Below are 16,325 nucleotides of genomic sequence, written 5' to 3'. Positions count from 1 at the left end.
TGGCGCCTTGCGGGTCGGGGACCGCGTGCGACTGGACGGACAGTTGCAGACGGTGGCGGGCCTGACTGGTACAACGGTGCGGTTGGTCAGCGAGGCCGGGATGGCGAGCCTGATCCTCTTCTCCCATCTTCTGTCGACTGATGGTTTCGAGTTCGTCGACGGTGGGTCAGCACGCGGGCGGATCACGCCGTTCGCGTTACTCGACACCGTCCCACCGGAAGCGGCAACGAGAGCGGCGGAGTGGGAGTCGCACCTGACCGAGGTGGAACGCGGGCTCCCTGCGGATGCTCCGGCGGACGCGGCGCCGCGACCGGAATATGACCCAGCCCTCAGAACGGTCGGCGAGCGGGTCGCAAGCAAGGCCGCTGAGTTGCAAGGCATGGGTTGGTCGGTAAGCACGGCCACGGTTCAGCGAATGCGGCAGCGCTACCGACAGCAGGGATTGTGGGGCCTGGTCGACCATCGCAAGACGCGCCTCTCCTCACCGACCGGACGGACAGACGCACGGGTAGTAGCCGCGATCGTGGAAGTTCTTGCTGCTCAGGTGCAGGATTCCACGGGCACCCGGAGCAGGCTGCGGCGCCAGGTGCAGCAGCTACTCGCAAACCGGCACGGCCCCGACGGGGTGCCGATGCCGTCAAAGTCCGCGTTTTACCGCCTGGTTGCAGCGGTGAGCGAGGGCGCGCATAGCTTCGGCTCGGCGGCTTCGCGCCGTTCGCAGGCACGGCGACCGGACGGAGTGTTCACTCCGTCCGCGGCCTGCCGTCCTGGCGAGATGGTGCAGATCGATACGACTCCGCTGGATGTCCTTGTGGTGCTGGACGACGGGGTGACCGGCCGGCCAGAGTTGAGCATCGCTGTTGATCTGGCGACGCGGACGATCTGTGCAGCCGTGCTCCGGCCAACGGGAACCAAGGCAGTGGACGCCGCATTGCTGCTGGCCAAGACCCTCGTGCCCGAGCCTATGCGGCCTGGCTGGGCAGATGCCCTGCGGATGTCGGCCACGCTGATCCCGCATGCCCGGCTGCTGGGCCTCGACGCGCGGTTGGAGCAGGCCGCCGCAAAGCCGGTGATCGTGCCCGAGACGATCGGAATCGACCACGGCAAGGTGTTCGTCTCCGATACCTTCATCGCGGCCTGCCGGTCGCTGGGGATCTCCGTCCAGCCGTCGAGGCCGGCCACTCCGACTGACAAGGCAGTGGTAGAGCGCACCTTCTCCTCCATCAACACCCTGTTCTGCCAGCACGTAGCCGGCTACGTCGGCTCGAACGTCGACCGCCGCGGGGAAGATGTCAGAGCGGTCTGGACTCTGGCTGAGCTGGACGACCTGTTCCAGGAGTGGATCGTGGCATGTTGGCAGCAGCGTCCACACGAAGGACTGCGTAGCCCGTTCCTTCCTGGCCGAGCAATGTCCCCGAACGATGCCTACGCACTACTGGTGGCCCGGACCGGCTATCTGCCAGTCCCGTTGAGCGGCGACGACTACCTGGAACTGCTTCCGTTCACCTGGCGGGCTGTGAACGAATACGGCGTCCGGATCGACCACCGCACCTACAACTGCGCGGAACTCAACCCGCTCCGGCGCCGCCACTCCGGTATCGATTCAAAGGGCGGGCTCTGGGAGGTCCACTACGACCCGTACGACCTGTCCCAAGTCTGGCTACGCGACGCTCGCACAGAGCGATGGATCACCGTTCCGTGGACTCACCGCCATCTGCTGGCCGTCCCGTTCGCGGATTTCACCTGGCGCCGAGCCCGCGAACTACTCGCACTGAAGGGCATGAACGACACCGATCAGGCCGCCGTCGCCGCCGCTGTCCAGCAGTTGCTGACCAGGGCGGAGAAGGGTCCGGATCGTAAGGTCGCTGCCCGCACCAAGGCGGTGTCGCCTTCCCGGCCTACCCAAACTATTCCAAGCCCATCCGACTCCAGTGACGATGACGGGCCGACTTCAGAACCGCCATCGAACGTGATCCCATTTGGTGTCTTCGATGCCTTCACCGACGGGAGCCGTTCGTGACCGTCCGACCCGCGCCAGACCCAACTGGCGAGATGCACTGGCCTCTCACGACCAAGGAGGGCTGGAGAGCATTCGTAGATGAGAGCCCAGATTCGCCGCCAGTCATCGGCCCTGGAACGATCGCGCTGTCACCGGCCGAGCTACTGTCATACGAGGAGGCTCGGATCGATTACCACTCCCGCCTGGTTATCGTCGCCACCCCCACGATCCGACAGGTTGTCACCTCTGGGCGGAAGCGCATCGTCCTCAACCGACACCAGGTGTCCGCACGCAGAGGGCTGATCGTCACTGGCTCATCTGGGACAGGGAAGACCACGGCCATCACCCAGCTGGGAAAGAACCATGAACAGCTGACCAGGCGCCGGATTCCGACCGCCGCAAGTGCACTGCCAGTCGTCTACGTCACCGTCCCTCCGGCTGCGACCCCGAAGATGCTCGCCGGCGAGTTCGCACGCTTCCTCGGGATCCCGCTGCACCACAAGATGAACCAGATCGAGATCACCAACGCCGTCTGCGACCTGCTTGGCACACTCAGCACCACTCTGGTCCTGGTGGACGAGATCCACAATCTCAACCTTGCCACCAGGTCAGGCGCGGAAGCCTCCGACCAGCTGAAGTACCTCTCCGAGCGGATTCCCGCCACCTTCGTTCTGGCTGGGATCGACGTCGAGTCCAGCGGCTTGTTCCTCGGTACCCGCGGCCAGCAGATCGCCGGCCGGTACTCCGTAATCCGCTCCCACCGCTTCGGCTACCAGAACCGAACCGACCGGGAGCAATGGCAGGCACTGGTCGCCACCTTGGAAGGCGCCCTACGGTTGCACAACCACCCGGTTGGCACCCTGCTTGCGATGGACGACTACCTCCATCAACGGACCAGCGGGCTGATCGGCAGTCTTTCCCACCTCGTCCGCGAGGCTGCGGTCGACGCCGTCACGACGGGCACCGAGAGAATCACGAAGGCCATGCTCGACGAGGTCGACCTGGACCTGTCGGCTCATCAGCCCCAGCCCGAGCCGCCGCGTAAGAAGCGCGTCCACAAGGTCCGGTCGGCCGCCTGACCGTGAACGCTTCGAAACTTTGGCTAGCATCTCTTCGACGCCTACCAGTTCCTCTGCCACCTGTTCATGGCGAGGTTCTCGGCGCCTATCTCCACCGCCTTTCGGCAGCCAACGGCACCAAGCCGCCCCGACTCGTGAAGTCACTGGTGCCCCGCTGGGCTGGCCAGATGATCACCGAGAGGACAGCCACGGTTCACGACTGGACGCCCGGAGCCACAGAGCGACTATCCGTCCTCACCGGTTGCCAGGCCAGCCTCCTGAACAACTACCTTCCCGGTCTGACGCGTCTGGGCGACCGAGCCAACCTGGTACGCGCCCGAAACACCATGCGCAAAGCTTGCCCATGGTGCATGCTCCGGCGAGGTGTCAGCACCACGGTCCTGATCTACCTCCCACCCACCACTCAGCTCTGCCGTGCTCATGGCATCTGGCTTCGCGGTGACTCTCACTACCGCATCAGTCATCTCCCCGAGGTACTGAGAGCCCAGCAGAGGCACCATCGACTGGCCAAGCGCTACCCGGAGACTGTCGAGCAGGCGACCATGGATACGAGGCGCATCATCGGGCTTTGGCAGCGGCAGGGTTGGCAACCACAGTTGCGACGGCGCTGGAATGATCGCCTCGAACTCCTGCCACTGGTGGAGTGCGCAAAGAACCAACGCTTCGCTCCGGGGCAAGGCGACGACGAGAGGCAGTCCATCGTCTCCTACCCCGAGTTCGTCGCCCTGTTGGAGCTCCTGGCCGCCCCAAGCTGGCAGGCTCGCCGCGTCCGGCGAGAAGCCTCGACCCCGAAAGTCCGGGCGGCGATCGCCGAGTTCTACGACGAGGCCGCCCACCGACTGGCGGTCGGAAGCCTCCACGATCTCCCAACCCTCCTGGAACCCCGCCACGAACCGCTATACCGCTGGTTCGACCGTCGCGGGAGAGTCCGCACGGGACGGGCCCCGGAGTCCGTCCCCGCCGATCTGCAACAGGGCAGCTCGGCGGCGGGGCACTGACGCACATCGACTGGGATGCCACCACGTTTGATCAACGCTCGCAGCTTCAGATCACATTCTCCGGGACCACTACGAGGGGTGACTGTCCCGACAGATCTGAAGACCCCCTGATCACGGCCTGCCGCTGAAGCACGACACGCGGGACCGGACAGTCACCCTCCCCCTCGCCTCCCTCTGCGGGGGCGATTGTCAGTGGGAGGCGGGAGCCTGGAGTGGAGCGGTGTGCGCTCGCCTCGTCCGCTGAAAAGGCTGTGATCCTCATGTCCGGCATTGCCAGTCTCGCCATGGTCACCATTGACTGCGCCGACCCGGTCGCGCTCGCCGCGTTCTACAGCGACCTCACCGGGTGGGAGATCGGCCACAGCCAGGCCGAGTACGCGATGATCACCAATCCGGTGGAGGGCGGGGCGCCGATCGGCTTCGGCCAGGTCGAGGGCTACCAGCCGGCGCCATGGCCCAACCCCAACGGCAGCAAGCAGTTCCACCTCGACTTCTACGTGGACGACCGCGCGAAGGCAGCCGAGCGGGCCATCGAACTCGGCGCCAGCAAACCGGAGTTCCAGCCGAGCGAGACGTGGACGGTGATGATCGACCCGGCGGGCCACCCGTTCTGCCTCTGCACCAAGTCCTGAATCCCAAAGAGGGGTCGTGGTTCTGATGTCCGGTATCGCCAGACTGTCCATGGTCGACATCGACTGCACCGACCCGCTGGCGCTCGCCGCGTTCTACAGCGGGCTGCTCGGGTGGGAGGTCGGCCCGCTGAGTCGGGCCGACTACGCCATGATCATCAACCCGGTCTCAGGCGGAGCGCCGATCGGCTTCGGGCAGATCGAGGGCCACCAGCCGGCGCCGTGGCCCGATCCCAACGGCAGCAAGCAGTTCCACCTGTGCTTCTCCGTGGACGACCTGGCGGAGGCCACCGCCCGGGCGATCGAACTCGGCGCCAGCAAGCCCGAGTTCCAGCCGAACGAGAAGTATGCGGTGCTGCTCGACCCTGCCGGCCACCCGTTCTGCATCGGCGTCGCGGCCTGACGGGCAGGGCGGGGGCGGCTTGAGAAGTCGCTCCCGCCGACTTCTCAGTTGAGCCGACCTTCGGGGGGACAGCACTGGGGGCAGCCGCAGGCGGGCCAGCGGAGGGGGGTCGTGGGACGACGGGATGCTCTCGTGGCGTGGCGCGAGGTCGTGCGGAAGAGCGAGCGCCCCAACGCGCCGGACAGGGTGCGCATCGAGCACCGGGTCCGGGGATCGTTCGATCTCCCCGTCCTGCTGGGACTCCAAGGGAGCCAACGGGATCTCGACTTCGAGACCAAGACCGCGCACCTCGTCTCCGCATGGCGCTCCGCCGTAGCTGCGGCCTCCGCGAAGTGAAGTAGCGGATCGCTGGGCTGAAACGTGATCCTCATGTCCGGATCTGGTGTCCGGCTCAGATCGGCAGGTCCCAGCCCGGACCGTCCTCGTCACCAATCCAGACCCGCTGTCCGGCCGCGGATGCCGTGATGCCAAATCCCTCCTGGTGCGGCTCCCCGGCTTCCTGCCACAGTGTTACCGCCCTTTCCACCTGGTCCCACAGGCGAAGCGGCCCGCGTTGGGTCACGGTCCATCCACCGTCGGGGTTCGGGGTCGTGCGAGCCTGTGAACCGGTGGCCACGTCGGAGAGGATCTGTGTCCCACCGTCTCCCATCCGTTCGGCCGAAGGTGCGGCGAGCTGGGCGACGAAGCTACCGGTCCACGTGCCGATGATGCGCGGGTCAATCTGGCTCGGCCGTTCATCGCCGGGCAGCAAAGCCAGGGTCGGGCGCGGCGGTCGGTCATGCGGACGGGCGATCATGAAACTGGTGTAACCGGGCAGGAATCGGCCTGTTGCCGTGCCGGGGTCGGTCACGGTGAGATCCGCGAGCCCGGACGCGTAGCTCCAGCCGGACAGGGTGACCAGGATTCGGCCGCCGGGCTTCACCTGGTGCAGCCACGCCATGGGCAGGTAGCGGACCGAACAGGTGGCGATCAGCCGGTCGTACCCACCCCCGGCCGGATCACCCCGCAGCCCGTCACCGACGATCAGCCGGGGGAAGTAGCCAGCCGCCGTGAAGGCAGCGGCAGCCCGCTCGGCCACCTGCGGGTCATATTCAATGCTGGTCAGGTTCCCGTCTCCGAGCCTGTGCGCTCCGAGGGCGGTGGAGTACCCGGTTCCCGTGCCGATTTCCAGCACGCGATGCCCGGCCCCAACCCCGAGTTGCTGCCACATGCTCAGCACCAGTGAAGGCAGGGTGGACGACGACGACGGGTCCCCGAGTACCGGGCGGTCTTCCGCGTCGTCGGGGCGGGTGTGTCCGTCCAGTTGGGTGATGAGCGTCTGGTCCGTGTAGACCCCCTCAAGCCATCCGGGAGCGTCCTGGTGGACGGCGCGGTACCGGGTCGGGTTGCTCCCCTCGGCCCGCACGAAGTAGGAGCCGACGAACAGCTCACGCGGGATCGTCTCAGCTGCCTTGATCCACGAGGGATCGGTCAGCGTGCCGCTCTCGATGAGCGGGACCAGTAGGGCAGTGCGCAGCTCTTCGGGCGTACTCATGCGGCAGGGCCTTTCTGCAGCTGGTCGGCGATGGCGTGGGCAATCCGGTCGGTGATCTCGCTGGGCTGCCAGGCCCATTGGCCATTGGGGTTGCACTCAAGGAAGTACCAGGCGCCGGCTGCGGTTACGGCGAAGTCGAACGCACCGAACGTCAGCCGGAAGTGACAGAGGTAGGCGGAGACTGCCCGTGCGACCGACTCCGGCACCGCCACCGGCGTGTAGTGCGCCCCAGGAAGGGATGCGAGGATTCCCCCGACCCCCCACAGCGATTGAGAGGCAGCGAACCGCCGCGCGTGCCCGTCCAGATCGGGCGGTCCGTCGTAGGGAGAGGCCCGGCGGACCCACACCGAGCGAACCGCCATGAGGTCCAGTTCCCGGCTCGCGGTGCGCAGGGCGCCCCGCTGGTCGCCCGTACGATACGTGGCGGTCAGCGAGGCACCCGTGTGCAGGTCGGTGCCGGGGTCGAGTCGGACCACGGGAACACGACGCTCGGCGAGCACGCGCAGTACCGCATCCGCAGTCACGTCAAGAGGGTTGGTCAGCACCAGCACCGACCCGCGTTGGTGGTCCATCAGTCAGACGCCGTGTCCTGGTCGTAGGACTCGTGGCTGTCGCTGTCGGTCGCCCCACCGGGCCCGGCCCCATCGCCCGGGGTGGTGGTCGTGGGGGTCAACCCGCTCGTGCTGGTGCCGTGCGTTCCCAGTTCGACCGTCCTGCCGTCTCGTCCACGATGACGGCAATCTGCGTCTCGGGGTCGATCACAGGCATGAACGCCGGGACGGTCGTGGTGGCCACGAACGGCCCCATGCGACCGATGCCCCACGGTACGAGCGTGTTCTCCATGCATCCTCCTCTTATCGGTGGCGCCGGTTGACTTCAAGAACCCTGCTGTGGAGCAAGGTTCAGTGCAAGACCGCCCCGGACATCGCTGTCCATGTGTTGCCCGGGGCGGACGACCCGTGCTCGGCCCCTCCCCAGAGGAATGGCACGGGAGCCTGATGGCCGATCAGTCCGGAAACAGGCCAGCCGCATGCAGCGCTGCTTCAGCGACTGAACGGCAAGGTCGAACGGTGCAAGCGCGTGGCGGCCCGGTGCGCGAGGGTCCGCCAGGGACTGCAGGGGCGGTGGGCACCCGCACATCTGGCGCTCTGGCGCCCGCCGAAAGGCCAGACGAGCCACCCTTTCTGGCTCTGCATCAAGTCCTCGGAAGGAGGGGCAAGGCGGCTCAACTGAGAAGTCGCTCCCGCCGACTTCTCAGTTGAGCTGGCTCGCCGTGCCATCCTCAGGAGAACGGTGCTGAGGGCAGCCGCAGGCGGGCCAGTTGAGGGGGTCGTGGGCGGGGAGGTCGCCTTCGACGTCCTCGTGAGGGGACAGTTCGACGCGCTGGCCGTCGGCGGTGATCCGGTAGGTGCGGATGGTCATGGAACTAGCCCCTCGCAGAGCGGGCAGTTCGGCCAGTCGAGGGGACACGGCGAGCGGTACGGGCGATACCGGCGGAGCATCTGCCGCAGGAATCGCACGCTCAGTCCTGGACAAGGCCGGCTCCCGCACGGATGACCTTGGCGAGTTTCAGGGCCACCTCCGGACGGGCCGCGCCCATGTCGACCAGGAAGATGCCGGTCTGCCGGCCACGCGTCCAGTCCACGCCGAGGGAGGGGAAGAGGACGTCGACCAGGCCGAGGGAGTCGGTGAGCTCCTCCAGCGCGTGAGCTGCCAACCTGCGGGCGTCTTCTGTGTGTCGAACGATTCTCGATGCCATTTTCTGTCCGTTCAATCGTCGATCCGGTTTGCTGTCACTATCTGTATCGCAGGCGTCGCACCTCGGGTCTACGATTTGGGCGGGTGAGGCGTTGACATCGCCTCCGTCAATCTGTAGGGGTGCAACGATGGCTCTGGCGGACCTTCTTGACCCGACGTCATCCGTTCTGGCGTTCTACGCGACGGACTTGCGACGCAAGCGGGAGGGCGCCGGAATCTCGCAGCGGGCGTTCGCCAAGCAGGCGCTGATGGCGCCGTCACTGCTGAACAAGATCGAGGCGGGGACGCGGCTGCCGACGAAGGACCTGTCGGCGCTCGCGGATTCGACTTTCGGGACCACGGATCACTTCCAGCGCCTGTGGCCGTTGGTGATCAAGTACGCGTATCCGGCGTGGTTCAGGCCGTATGTCGACCTGGAGGAAGCGGCGACGGTAATCCGGTCGTTCCAAGTCCAGGTCATTCCCGGGCTGCTACAGACCGAGGACTACGCGCGGGCGGTGTTCGCCACCACCCGCCCGGACCGAGACATCTTGGAGGAGCAGGTAGCCGCCCGCCTGGAACGGCAGCACATCCTGGCTCGCGACGACCGACCGGAGTTGTGGGTGATCCTCGATGAGCTCGTGCTGCGACGAGCCCACGGAACCGACGCGGTGATGCGGGCGCAGCTGGACGCCCTCCTCGCAGCAGCCGACGAGCCGCGCACGGTGGTCCAGGTGATCCCCTTCAGCGTCAGGGGGCACGCCGGATCGGAGGGCGCGTTCTCCGCTCTCACGCTGGACGAGGGGCCGGGCGTGGTCTACGTCGACGGCTTCCTGCAAGGCCAGATCCTGGGTGATCCTTCGGAGTTCAAGGCAGCCGAGCGTCGATATGATTTGCTCACGGCCGACGCCCTCTCACCCAGTGCGTCGATCGACCTCATCGCCACCGCAATGAAGGACCTGAGATGACCGACGTCGAGTGGCGTAAGAGCAGCTACAGCAGCAGCAACGGCGGCGACTGCATCGAGGTGGCCACCGGCATCCCCGGCCTCGCGCCCGTCCGGGACTCCAAGGACCCTCACGGGCCCGCCCTGCAGTTCTCCACCGCCGCCTTCGCCGCGTTCCTCGACGCCGTCAAGGCAGGCGAGTTCGAGACCAGCTGACGACACGCGGCGCCCCACGGAAGAACCGTTTCGCCCGGTTCGACCCGCTCTACGGTGATCCCGATCTGCCCTCGCGGTACCGAAAGGGATCACCCCATGCGTCTTCGCAACTCCGTGGCCGCCGCCGTCGGTTCGCTCGCCCTCGTCCTCTCCATCCCCGGTTCGGCCTCAGCGGTCGGCAGTGCCCACGGCACGTTCCAGTACCGGTTCGGCTCTCCGGTCGCCCCGCACTTCGGCGAGCTGATCGACCCTGACACCCGGGTGTGCATCAACCTCCCCGAGGGCACCGACGTGAACTACCCGCCAGCCTTCCACCCGGAGAACCAGACCGACTCGACGGCGACCGCGTGGACCGGCCCGAACTGCACCGGCGACTACAACTCGATCAACCCGTACAAGAGCCGCAACGCCACTTTCACGCTGCGCTCGGTCGTCTTCTCCTGACCGGCTGACCGACTGCCCCGCCTCAGCGCGGAAACGCCCGTCGAGCGCGCCAGCTGGTGTGCTCGCGGGCGACCGCGTCCTCCGCGTCGCCGGCCAGCCCGGCCCAACTCGCCTCGGCATCCTGGTCACCCAGGTCGAGCGTCGACAACTTGCCCCACACCACGTCGAGTTCCTTGGCCGCCAGCTGGTAGGCCGAGACCAGTGGACGCAGCTGCTTGAGCTGCGTCCAGGCGATCATCGCGGCCGCCGCGGCCGAGCAGGCGCCGAAGATCTGCACCGAGAGCGCGCCGAGCGCCTCGGCCACCGCCGCCGCGCCACCGAGGATCATCAGCGCCGCTGTCCCCAACCCCCAGGACACCGACTGCGATTCACACGCAGCGGCCTTGGCCAGATACCACGTCCGCTGCCCCTCCACCCGCAGGCGCAGGTAGAGCATCCGCCGCTCCATCAGCCCGGCCGCTCGCAACTCCCGCATACCGTCGGTGATCTCGGGTACCGCGCCGGGCGGGATGGCACCCGAGTCCTCGAACGCCTGGAGCAAGTCGGAGACTTGGGCCAGATACTCCTGGTCCACCTCGGCCGAGTCCGCCGGTCCGCCGAACGGGCGCGCCCGGACGGTGTACTTCCAGGCCAGCGTCTTCACCGACTCGGCCACCGCGCGGGCCTCGTACCAACCGGCCTGCGGGTTACTGTTCCGCAGCCGGGACCAGAAGAATCCGGCCACCACGAACGCGGCCACCGAGACGAGCGGCGCGAGGTCGGTCTTCCCCACCTTGCCCGGGCCCGTGACGGCGCCAACTGCCGCTGCCGCCACCAGCATCAGGATCAGCCCGCGGTACCAGCGCAGGGTCTTGCGCTGCCCGTCGAGCGAGGCCTTGTCGGCCGTCTGGAACGGCTCCGGCAGGAAATCCGCCTCGTCGATCCCGGTTGGGTCCCATCGCACCATCAGCCTGTGCCCCTCCCGCTACCCTCGTCGCTCGGGCTACCGGGCGGTGCGCCCGAGCCCTCACTCTGCTACGCGCGCCGGAGAATTGGCAGAGCGCCGAGCAGCCGACTCCGGCCGCCCGGTTCCCCCTCCCCACTTTCGCCACCGATCGCGAATGCCATCTCCCCACCCACCCCGCGACGAAACCCCAGAGGCCAAACGTGCTGTCCGCAAACCAACTTGATTCACCGTCACCCAACGCGTCGATCTGGTACGCCGCCTACGGCTCGAACATGCATCTCGAGCGCCTGACCTGCTACCTCGCCGGTGGCCGCCCGCCCGGCGGGGCGCACGTGAACCCGGGGTGCCGCGACCCGCGCCCGCCCCGCCGGAACGTGCCGATCGTGCTGCCCGGCCGGCTGTACTTCGCGCTGGAGTCGCGCGTCTGGACCGGCGGCATGGCCTTCTACGACCCGTACGCCGACGACCAGACGCCCGCCCGCGCCTATCTGCTCACCGTCGGCCAGCTCTCCGACCTCGCCGCCCAGGAGATGCGCCGGCCCACCGGCCAGGACCTCGACCTCGGCGCCGTCCTCGCCACCGGCCGCGACGAGTTCGGCCCGGGCCGCTACGAAACCCTGATCCGCACGGGCACGCTGGACGGCCTGCCGGTCCTGACCCTCACCGCCCCCGACCACCGCGCCGACGTCCCCCTCAACCCACCCGCCGCCCGCTATCTGCGCCAGATCGCGGCGGGCCTGGCCGACGCGCACGGTTGGCACCCGGAACGCAGCGCCGCCTACCTCGCCACCCGCCCGGGCGCCGCGGGCAGTTGGACGCCGTCGACCGTCCTCGCGGCACTGGCCGACGGGGACCGGCCGGAGGCTAGGCGGCCATCGGCGTGATGATCGACATGCCGATCGACGGCAGGTCGGCCGCCGCTGCCATCGCCTCGGCCCGCTCCAGGTTCAGGACACCGACGAGGTAGCCGTCGTCGTCCACCATCGGCCAGTCCTCCAGGCCCCTGACCCGCATCGCCTCGACCGCCGTGTGGATCGCCATCTCGGGCCAGCCGAACGCCCCGCGCTCGTGGATCACGGCCCGGACCGGGGTGCGCTCGGTGTACCAGGAGCGCGGCAGGTAGGGAGCGAGCTGGACCCGGGTGACCAGACCCACGAAGCGGCCGTCTCCGCCGCGGACCGGCAGGTAGTCGGCCCCCGCGTCGCAGAGGATCTCCAGCGCCTTGTCGACCAGGACGTCGTCGGCGATCTGGTGCTGGGGGCGGTCCATCGCCTCAGCGGCGGTGGGGTAGTGGCCGGCGGCCGGCGGGGTGCTCGTTCGGGTACTCGTTCGGGGGGTGATGGTGGTCGTCACAGTGACACCCCTGCCCTGCTCCGGACGGCCTGCGCCTGCCCGGCATTGTGGCTCACCCTGGACGACGCCGGAACGAGGACCGGAATGCGAAGTGCCCTGGGTCCTGCCCACCCTACTCCGGCCGTCTACGCACCCGACCCCGCCCAGTGGCGGCGCGGAGTACCGTGAAGGTACCGAGGACCTCATCCATGTCGGCAATACGCCGATGTCGCCCTGGGCACAGAGTCGGCCCCTGCCGGAGCCGAGACGGGCGGCACCCGCATGTTGCCGAAGTACAGTCCGCAGTCACACCACGCACCCGGCCGCCGGCACTGGTCGCCGCTCCTCCCGCTGCCGTCGCGCCCCCGGCTGAGCCTGGAGGCGACGCTCTCCAGGGACGGCATGTTCGACGGCGCCTGGTGGCCCCGCTCGCGCGACATCCAGGCCGAACTCCCGGGCCTGATCACCGCGTTGACAGCACACCTGGGCCCGATCGCCCGGGTCGGCCTGGACACCGGGTCCTGGGACGCCGTGCCACGCACGCTGATGGTCGACGGGCTTGCCGTGCACGTCGGACGGTTCTCCGCGAGCGGCGACACCATCAGCGTGACCCGCGGCCTGCAGGACCACTTCCTGCTCCTGGTCGTTCCCCCGTGGGCCGACCCGGACGAGGCGGCCACCGCGATGGCCGCGGCTGCCCGTACGGGCAACCGCGGCACTGCGGCTCAGCTGCTCGCGCCGCCCGTCCTCTGCCTGGCCGAGCCGCTCTGACCGCTGTGTCGGCCCGCCGGACGCCTCACCAGCTGACCGGCAGTTCCTGCACCCCGAAGATCATCATCTGGTCGCGATAGCCGATCCCCTCGTACGGCGTCGCCAGCCGCAGCCCGGGCAGCCGCCGGAACAGCGTTTCCAGCGCGATCTGCAGCTCGGCCCGGGCCAGCGACTGCCCCAGGCACTGGTGCGCCCCGAAGCCGAAGGCCAGGTGCCGCTTGGCGTCCCGCGCGAGGTCGATCTCGTCCGCGCGCTGGAACAGCGCCTCGTCCCGGTTGGCCGTGGACAGCATGCAGATCACGCCCTCCCCCGCCCGGATCAGCGTCCCGTCGATCTCGACGTCCTCGGTCGCCACCCGCGGCAGCCCGGAGTTGACCACCGTCAGGTAGCGCAGCAGCTCCTCGACCGCGCCCTTGGTCGCCGACGCGTCCGCCCGCAGCCGCGCGGCCTGCTCGGGGTGACGCAGCAGGGCCAGCGTGGAGAGCCCGATCATGCTGGCGGTCGTCTCGTGCCCCGCGACCAGCATCAGCATCCCGGTGGAGGCGACCTCGGGCAGGCTCAGATCTCCGCGTTCCGCCAGTCGGCTGATAATGCCGTCGTCGGGTTCCTCACGTTTCCGCGCGGCCAACGCGATCAGATATCCCATCAACGCCTCACCGGCGCCCCTGACCTGCTCGGGTCCGGCCGTGTCGTCGGTCAGCGCGTGCGTCTGCTCGGCAAAGAAACCGCTGTCGGAATACGGCACCCCTAACAGCAGGCAAATCACCAGCAGCGGTACCGGAAGCGCGAATTCGGAAACCAGGTCGACCGGACCGCCGTGCGCGACCATCCGGTCGATCGCATCGTCGACGATCCGCTGAATCTCCGGGCGCATCGCGTCGATCCGCTTGGGCAGGAAGTCGCTGGTCAACATCTTGCGCTGGCGGGCGTGTTCGGGTCCGTCCAGCCGCTGGAGGTTGGGCTTGTCGGCCGGTTGGCCCTGCCGCCCGGGCGTCAGGTACGGGAACCCGGGGTTGCGCGCGTCCGAGCTGAACCGGCGGTCCACCAGCGCGGCGCGGACCTGCTGGTGGCCGGTGAGCAGATGGCAGACCGAACTGTCCCACAGCGTCACCCGCAGGATCGGATCCTCGCGGTGGGCCTGCTGATAGGCGGGCGGCGGATCGAACGGGCAGACACCCCGGGGAGCGGGGAGTGCCAACTGGGGTGCCGGGTCGAAGATGACGGCGTTCATCTGGTGCCAACTCCTTGCACACGGTGGGAAATCGGCTGGTGGAGTGGGTAATTTCACTCCGGGCCGGCGAAGTTGGGGTTCCAGCGACCGACCCACCTGACAAGAGCCGTGAATTCCGCTATCCGGACACCGCCGTGGACGATCCTTAGTGATGGCACACGAAAAGTCGGCGTACAGGGGAAGCAGCCAAGATGCCCATCTCCGAGCGGAACAAACGCCTCCCCGCCAATGCCACCTGATGCCAGCGAAGATCGCTGCGCCTCACGTCAACTCGGGCGCCGCGAGGAGTCGTCCCCGCGGCACCCGATGCCTCATCAACCTGTGCGAAGAACTCAGTTGAGGGTGTCGGTCACCGTGGTGAGGGTGGCCGGCCCGGAGGCCGAGAGCTGGCTGAAGAGGTTGGCGGTGACTGTCTCGCCCGCGCCGACGGTCCACAGGTCCGGCACACCGTCGCCGTTGATGTCGGCCGCCTGCAGCGTGATGGCGGCGCCGGTGTTCCAGCCGGTGGCGACCGGGAAGGCGTTGTAGGTGAAGTTGCCGCTAAAGGGGTCGACGGCGAGGTTCTCCCACAGGTCGAGCTCGCCGGTGCTCTTCTTCCACAGGTACATCGCGGTGCTGGTGCCTCCGCCGCTGGCGGGCAGCTGGGTGGCGGCGATGGTCCAGTTGTTCCAATCGGCGGTTCCGTCAGGCGTGTTGACGTTCAGCGAGCCGGTGGACGCGAACGAGCCGGGGATGGGAAACGCAGGGTAGAGGTTGAGGGCGTACCCGTGGGTGCTGTCACCCGCGATGCCGATCAGGTCCGGGAAGCCGTTGCCGCTGCCCGAGGTGTTTCCCGCATCGACAAGCTGAGTGGGGTTGTTGCCGTAGCTGTCCGCGAGAGAGCCGGACGACAGGTTGTTGCCGCCGGCGGCGAGCGGAGAGCTGTTGCCGTTGCCGTGGAGGACCACGCCGGATCCGGCGTGGACGCCGGCGGGGTAGTAGACCAGGACGTCCTGGTTGGAGCCACCCGTGAAGCGTCCCGTGATGACGGTCGCCCCGTCGAAGTCGGACGGCGAGCCCGCACTGTTGAACCCGTTGCCGTTGACTCCGATGTCGATGGGCGAGGTGGCGACGTGCCCGTTGCCCGCGCCCGCTGCCAGCCACAGGCCGGAGGGCAGGCCGTTCTGGGCGCCGACGGTGACCAGGTCCGGCACACCGTCGCCGGTGAGGTCCCCGTCGGTAAGGTCGGCCGGGGGCCTGGCGGAGACGAACTGGATGCTGGCGGTGCCGCCGACGTTCCCGCCCGGAGAAAGGCTGGTGACCGTGAGGGTGTTGACGGAGCTGGTCGGGGTGAGCGTGATCGAGGCGCCGCCCGTCGTGCTCGCGGTGACGCTCACGGGAGCCCCGCTGTTGAGCTGGTACTGGTAGCCGCTGGGTATCGAGCCGCTCGTGGGGGCGGTGACGGCGAGGGTGACCGGCTTCCCGATGGTCGTCGCTCCCGGTTGAGCGACCGTGGGCGTCTCCGGACGGGTCGGGTCGAAGGAGAAGTGACAGACGGTGGACCAGCCGCTCTTCTCCGCGGCGGCGGTGGCCTGGGCCTTCCAGTTGAACTCGGTGATCTTTCCGCCCGCCGCGGCCTCCAGAGTGGCTGCGGGGATGCGGTACACGGCCGTCGTGCCGGAGGTCGCGCTCAGCGTCGCCGGGTCCGAGTCGACAACGACCGTGCCGGCGTCGGGCTGTGACACCCTGAAGCCGACGCCGAGGGCGACACCGGTGGAGGACGACACGGCCGCGTTCAGGGTGACATCGCCGTCGCCGAGGATGGTGTCACCCGGGCAGGCAGACACCGGAGACGTGCCAAGAGCGTTGGGAACATTGGGGATCTGACCCAACGGCAGCGCCGACGCCGCGACGGGCTGGATGATGCCGGCGACGGCTACCAGCACCCCGAGCGCCGCTGTGGTCATCAGGGCGCGCTTGGTGCTGGGCACCGGATAAGAGGACGAACTCACGAAGTCGTCAACTTTCTTACTGTAGGACCGATTGGTCCCGATTATCGATCAGGATATGCCGCGACCATC

The 16,325-nt window shown here is 68.1% G+C and carries 19 protein-coding genes and 1 pseudogene; 10 read left to right on the top strand and 10 right to left on the bottom strand.

The window, feature by feature from the left end; translation table 11 throughout:
- Positions 1-25: 25 nt before the first annotated feature.
- Both P3T34_RS22795 and P3T34_RS22790 read left to right on the top strand, forming a co-directional pair.
- Positions 26-2,020, top strand: a complete 1,995-nt coding sequence (locus tag P3T34_RS22795) for a Mu transposase C-terminal domain-containing protein (protein WP_280667893.1) — start codon at positions 26-28, stop codon at positions 2,018-2,020.
- The gene (locus P3T34_RS22790) at positions 2,017-3,078 is read left to right on the top strand and encodes an ATP-binding protein (protein ID WP_280667892.1); all 1,062 of its coding nucleotides are present in this window, start codon (positions 2,017-2,019) and stop codon (positions 3,076-3,078) included. The genes P3T34_RS22795 and P3T34_RS22790 overlap by 4 nt, the downstream gene beginning before the upstream one ends.
- Positions 3,079-3,302: 224 nt before the next feature.
- On the opposite strand, the gene P3T34_RS22785 is transcribed toward P3T34_RS22790, so the two are convergent.
- Positions 3,303-3,938, bottom strand: a complete 636-nt coding sequence (locus tag P3T34_RS22785; RefSeq protein ID WP_280667891.1) for a hypothetical protein — start codon at positions 3,936-3,938, stop codon at positions 3,303-3,305.
- Between the two features lie 422 nt (positions 3,939-4,360).
- Here P3T34_RS22785 and P3T34_RS22780 point away from each other — a divergent pair, with 422 nt between their 5' ends.
- The 3 genes from P3T34_RS22780 (at position 4,361) to P3T34_RS22770 (ending at position 5,444) form a co-directional block, all read left to right on the top strand.
- Entirely contained in the window at positions 4,361-4,708 is a 348-nt protein-coding gene (locus tag P3T34_RS22780; RefSeq protein WP_280667890.1) for a VOC family protein, read from the top strand.
- A gap of 25 nt (positions 4,709-4,733) precedes the next feature.
- A complete protein-coding gene (locus P3T34_RS22775) occupies positions 4,734-5,108 on the top strand; it encodes a VOC family protein (protein WP_280672303.1) in 375 nt (124 codons plus the stop codon).
- Positions 5,109-5,219: 111 nt separating this feature from the next.
- Complete coding sequence (locus tag P3T34_RS22770) at positions 5,220-5,444, top strand: hypothetical protein (protein ID WP_280667889.1); 225 nt, start codon at positions 5,220-5,222, stop codon at positions 5,442-5,444.
- Between the two features lie 55 nt (positions 5,445-5,499).
- Here P3T34_RS22770 and tgmC read toward each other — a convergent pair whose 3' ends face one another.
- From tgmC to P3T34_RS22745, 5 genes and pseudogenes are all read right to left on the bottom strand, one after another.
- Positions 5,500-6,642 (bottom strand): ATP-grasp peptide maturase system methyltransferase, encoded by a 1,143-nt coding sequence (gene tgmC / locus P3T34_RS22765; RefSeq protein ID WP_280667888.1) that lies wholly within the window; start codon positions 6,640-6,642, stop codon positions 5,500-5,502.
- Positions 6,639-7,214 (bottom strand): MvdC/MvdD family ATP grasp protein, encoded by a 576-nt coding sequence (locus P3T34_RS22760; RefSeq protein WP_280667887.1) that lies wholly within the window; start codon positions 7,212-7,214, stop codon positions 6,639-6,641. Before P3T34_RS22760 ends, tgmC begins: the two co-directional genes overlap by 4 nt.
- Positions 7,214-7,449, bottom strand: a pseudogene (locus P3T34_RS22755) (putative ATP-grasp-modified RiPP). The gene P3T34_RS22760 and the pseudogene P3T34_RS22755 overlap by 1 nt, the downstream one beginning before the upstream one ends.
- A gap of 447 nt (positions 7,450-7,896) precedes the next feature.
- Positions 7,897-8,064, bottom strand: a complete 168-nt coding sequence (locus P3T34_RS22750; RefSeq protein ID WP_280667886.1) for a hypothetical protein — start codon at positions 8,062-8,064, stop codon at positions 7,897-7,899.
- A gap of 100 nt (positions 8,065-8,164) precedes the next feature.
- Entirely contained in the window at positions 8,165-8,359 is a 195-nt protein-coding gene (locus P3T34_RS22745) for a hypothetical protein (RefSeq protein ID WP_280667885.1), read from the bottom strand.
- Positions 8,360-8,528: 169 nt separating this feature from the next.
- Here P3T34_RS22745 and P3T34_RS22740 point away from each other — a divergent pair, with 169 nt between their 5' ends.
- The 3 genes from P3T34_RS22740 to P3T34_RS22730 all read left to right on the top strand — a co-directional run bounded on the left by P3T34_RS22740 (position 8,529) and on the right by P3T34_RS22730 (position 9,985).
- Positions 8,529-9,347, top strand: coding sequence for a helix-turn-helix transcriptional regulator (locus P3T34_RS22740; RefSeq protein ID WP_280667884.1), 819 nt, complete (start codon positions 8,529-8,531; stop codon positions 9,345-9,347).
- Entirely contained in the window at positions 9,344-9,541 is a 198-nt protein-coding gene (locus P3T34_RS22735) for a DUF397 domain-containing protein (protein WP_280667883.1), read from the top strand. The genes P3T34_RS22740 and P3T34_RS22735 overlap by 4 nt, the downstream gene beginning before the upstream one ends.
- 96 nt (positions 9,542-9,637) lie before the next feature.
- Entirely contained in the window at positions 9,638-9,985 is a 348-nt protein-coding gene (locus P3T34_RS22730) for a hypothetical protein (RefSeq protein WP_280667882.1), read from the top strand.
- A 22-nt stretch (positions 9,986-10,007) separates the two neighbouring features.
- Here P3T34_RS22730 and P3T34_RS22725 read toward each other — a convergent pair whose 3' ends face one another.
- Positions 10,008-10,931 (bottom strand): DUF4231 domain-containing protein, encoded by a 924-nt coding sequence (locus P3T34_RS22725; RefSeq protein WP_280667881.1) that lies wholly within the window; start codon positions 10,929-10,931, stop codon positions 10,008-10,010.
- A gap of 272 nt (positions 10,932-11,203) precedes the next feature.
- Between P3T34_RS22725 and P3T34_RS22720 the strand changes: the two genes are divergently transcribed.
- Positions 11,204-11,815 carry a histone deacetylase gene (locus P3T34_RS22720; RefSeq protein WP_280667880.1) on the top strand — a complete coding sequence of 204 codons (612 nt, stop codon included), beginning with the start codon at positions 11,204-11,206 and terminating at the stop codon, positions 11,813-11,815.
- Here P3T34_RS22720 and P3T34_RS22715 read toward each other — a convergent pair.
- A complete protein-coding gene (locus tag P3T34_RS22715) occupies positions 11,796-12,284 on the bottom strand; it encodes a hypothetical protein (protein WP_280667879.1) in 489 nt (162 codons plus the stop codon). The genes P3T34_RS22720 and P3T34_RS22715 overlap by 20 nt on opposite strands.
- A gap of 261 nt (positions 12,285-12,545) precedes the next feature.
- Here P3T34_RS22715 and P3T34_RS22710 point away from each other — a divergent pair, with 261 nt between their 5' ends.
- Positions 12,546-13,034 carry a DUF5994 family protein gene (locus tag P3T34_RS22710; protein ID WP_280667878.1) on the top strand — a complete coding sequence of 163 codons (489 nt, stop codon included), beginning with the start codon at positions 12,546-12,548 and terminating at the stop codon, positions 13,032-13,034.
- Between the two features lie 25 nt (positions 13,035-13,059).
- On the opposite strand, the gene P3T34_RS22705 is transcribed toward P3T34_RS22710, so the two are convergent.
- A complete protein-coding gene (locus tag P3T34_RS22705; RefSeq protein ID WP_280667877.1) occupies positions 13,060-14,265 on the bottom strand; it encodes a cytochrome P450 in 1,206 nt (401 codons plus the stop codon).
- Positions 14,266-14,597: 332 nt separating this feature from the next.
- On the bottom strand, positions 14,598-16,235 hold the full coding sequence (locus P3T34_RS22700; RefSeq protein WP_280667876.1) for a hypothetical protein: 1,638 nt from the start codon (positions 16,233-16,235) through the stop codon (positions 14,598-14,600).
- Positions 16,236-16,325: the final 90 nt, after the last annotated feature.

It is taken from the genome of Kitasatospora sp. MAP12-44 (assembly GCF_029892095.1).
Classification (GTDB): domain Bacteria; phylum Actinomycetota; class Actinomycetes; order Streptomycetales; family Streptomycetaceae; genus Kitasatospora.
This window is presented reverse-complemented; position numbering and strand designations above follow the sequence as displayed.

Excerpts from the sequence above, each read along its gene's own strand:
- P3T34_RS22780 (WP_280667890.1), top strand. The coding sequence starts at position 4,361 with ATGGTCACCATTGACTGCGCCGACCCGGTCGCGCTCGCCGCGTTCTAC.
- P3T34_RS22775 (WP_280672303.1), top strand. The coding sequence starts at position 4,734 with ATGTCCGGTATCGCCAGACTGTCCATGGTCGACATCGACTGCACCGAC.
- tgmC (WP_280667888.1), bottom strand. The coding sequence starts at position 6,642 with ATGAGTACGCCCGAAGAGCTGCGCACTGCCCTACTGGTCCCGCTCATC.
- P3T34_RS22760 (WP_280667887.1), bottom strand. The coding sequence starts at position 7,214 with ATGGACCACCAACGCGGGTCGGTGCTGGTGCTGACCAACCCTCTTGAC.
- P3T34_RS22750 (WP_280667886.1), bottom strand. The coding sequence starts at position 8,064 with ATGACCATCCGCACCTACCGGATCACCGCCGACGGCCAGCGCGTCGAA.
- P3T34_RS22740 (WP_280667884.1), top strand. The coding sequence starts at position 8,529 with ATGGCTCTGGCGGACCTTCTTGACCCGACGTCATCCGTTCTGGCGTTC.
- P3T34_RS22735 (WP_280667883.1), top strand. The coding sequence starts at position 9,344 with ATGACCGACGTCGAGTGGCGTAAGAGCAGCTACAGCAGCAGCAACGGC.
- P3T34_RS22730 (WP_280667882.1), top strand. The coding sequence starts at position 9,638 with ATGCGTCTTCGCAACTCCGTGGCCGCCGCCGTCGGTTCGCTCGCCCTC.
- P3T34_RS22725 (WP_280667881.1), bottom strand. The coding sequence starts at position 10,931 with ATGGTGCGATGGGACCCAACCGGGATCGACGAGGCGGATTTCCTGCCG.
- P3T34_RS22720 (WP_280667880.1), top strand. The coding sequence starts at position 11,204 with ATGCATCTCGAGCGCCTGACCTGCTACCTCGCCGGTGGCCGCCCGCCC.
- P3T34_RS22710 (WP_280667878.1), top strand. The coding sequence starts at position 12,546 with ATGTTGCCGAAGTACAGTCCGCAGTCACACCACGCACCCGGCCGCCGG.
- P3T34_RS22705 (WP_280667877.1), bottom strand. The coding sequence starts at position 14,265 with ATGAACGCCGTCATCTTCGACCCGGCACCCCAGTTGGCACTCCCCGCT.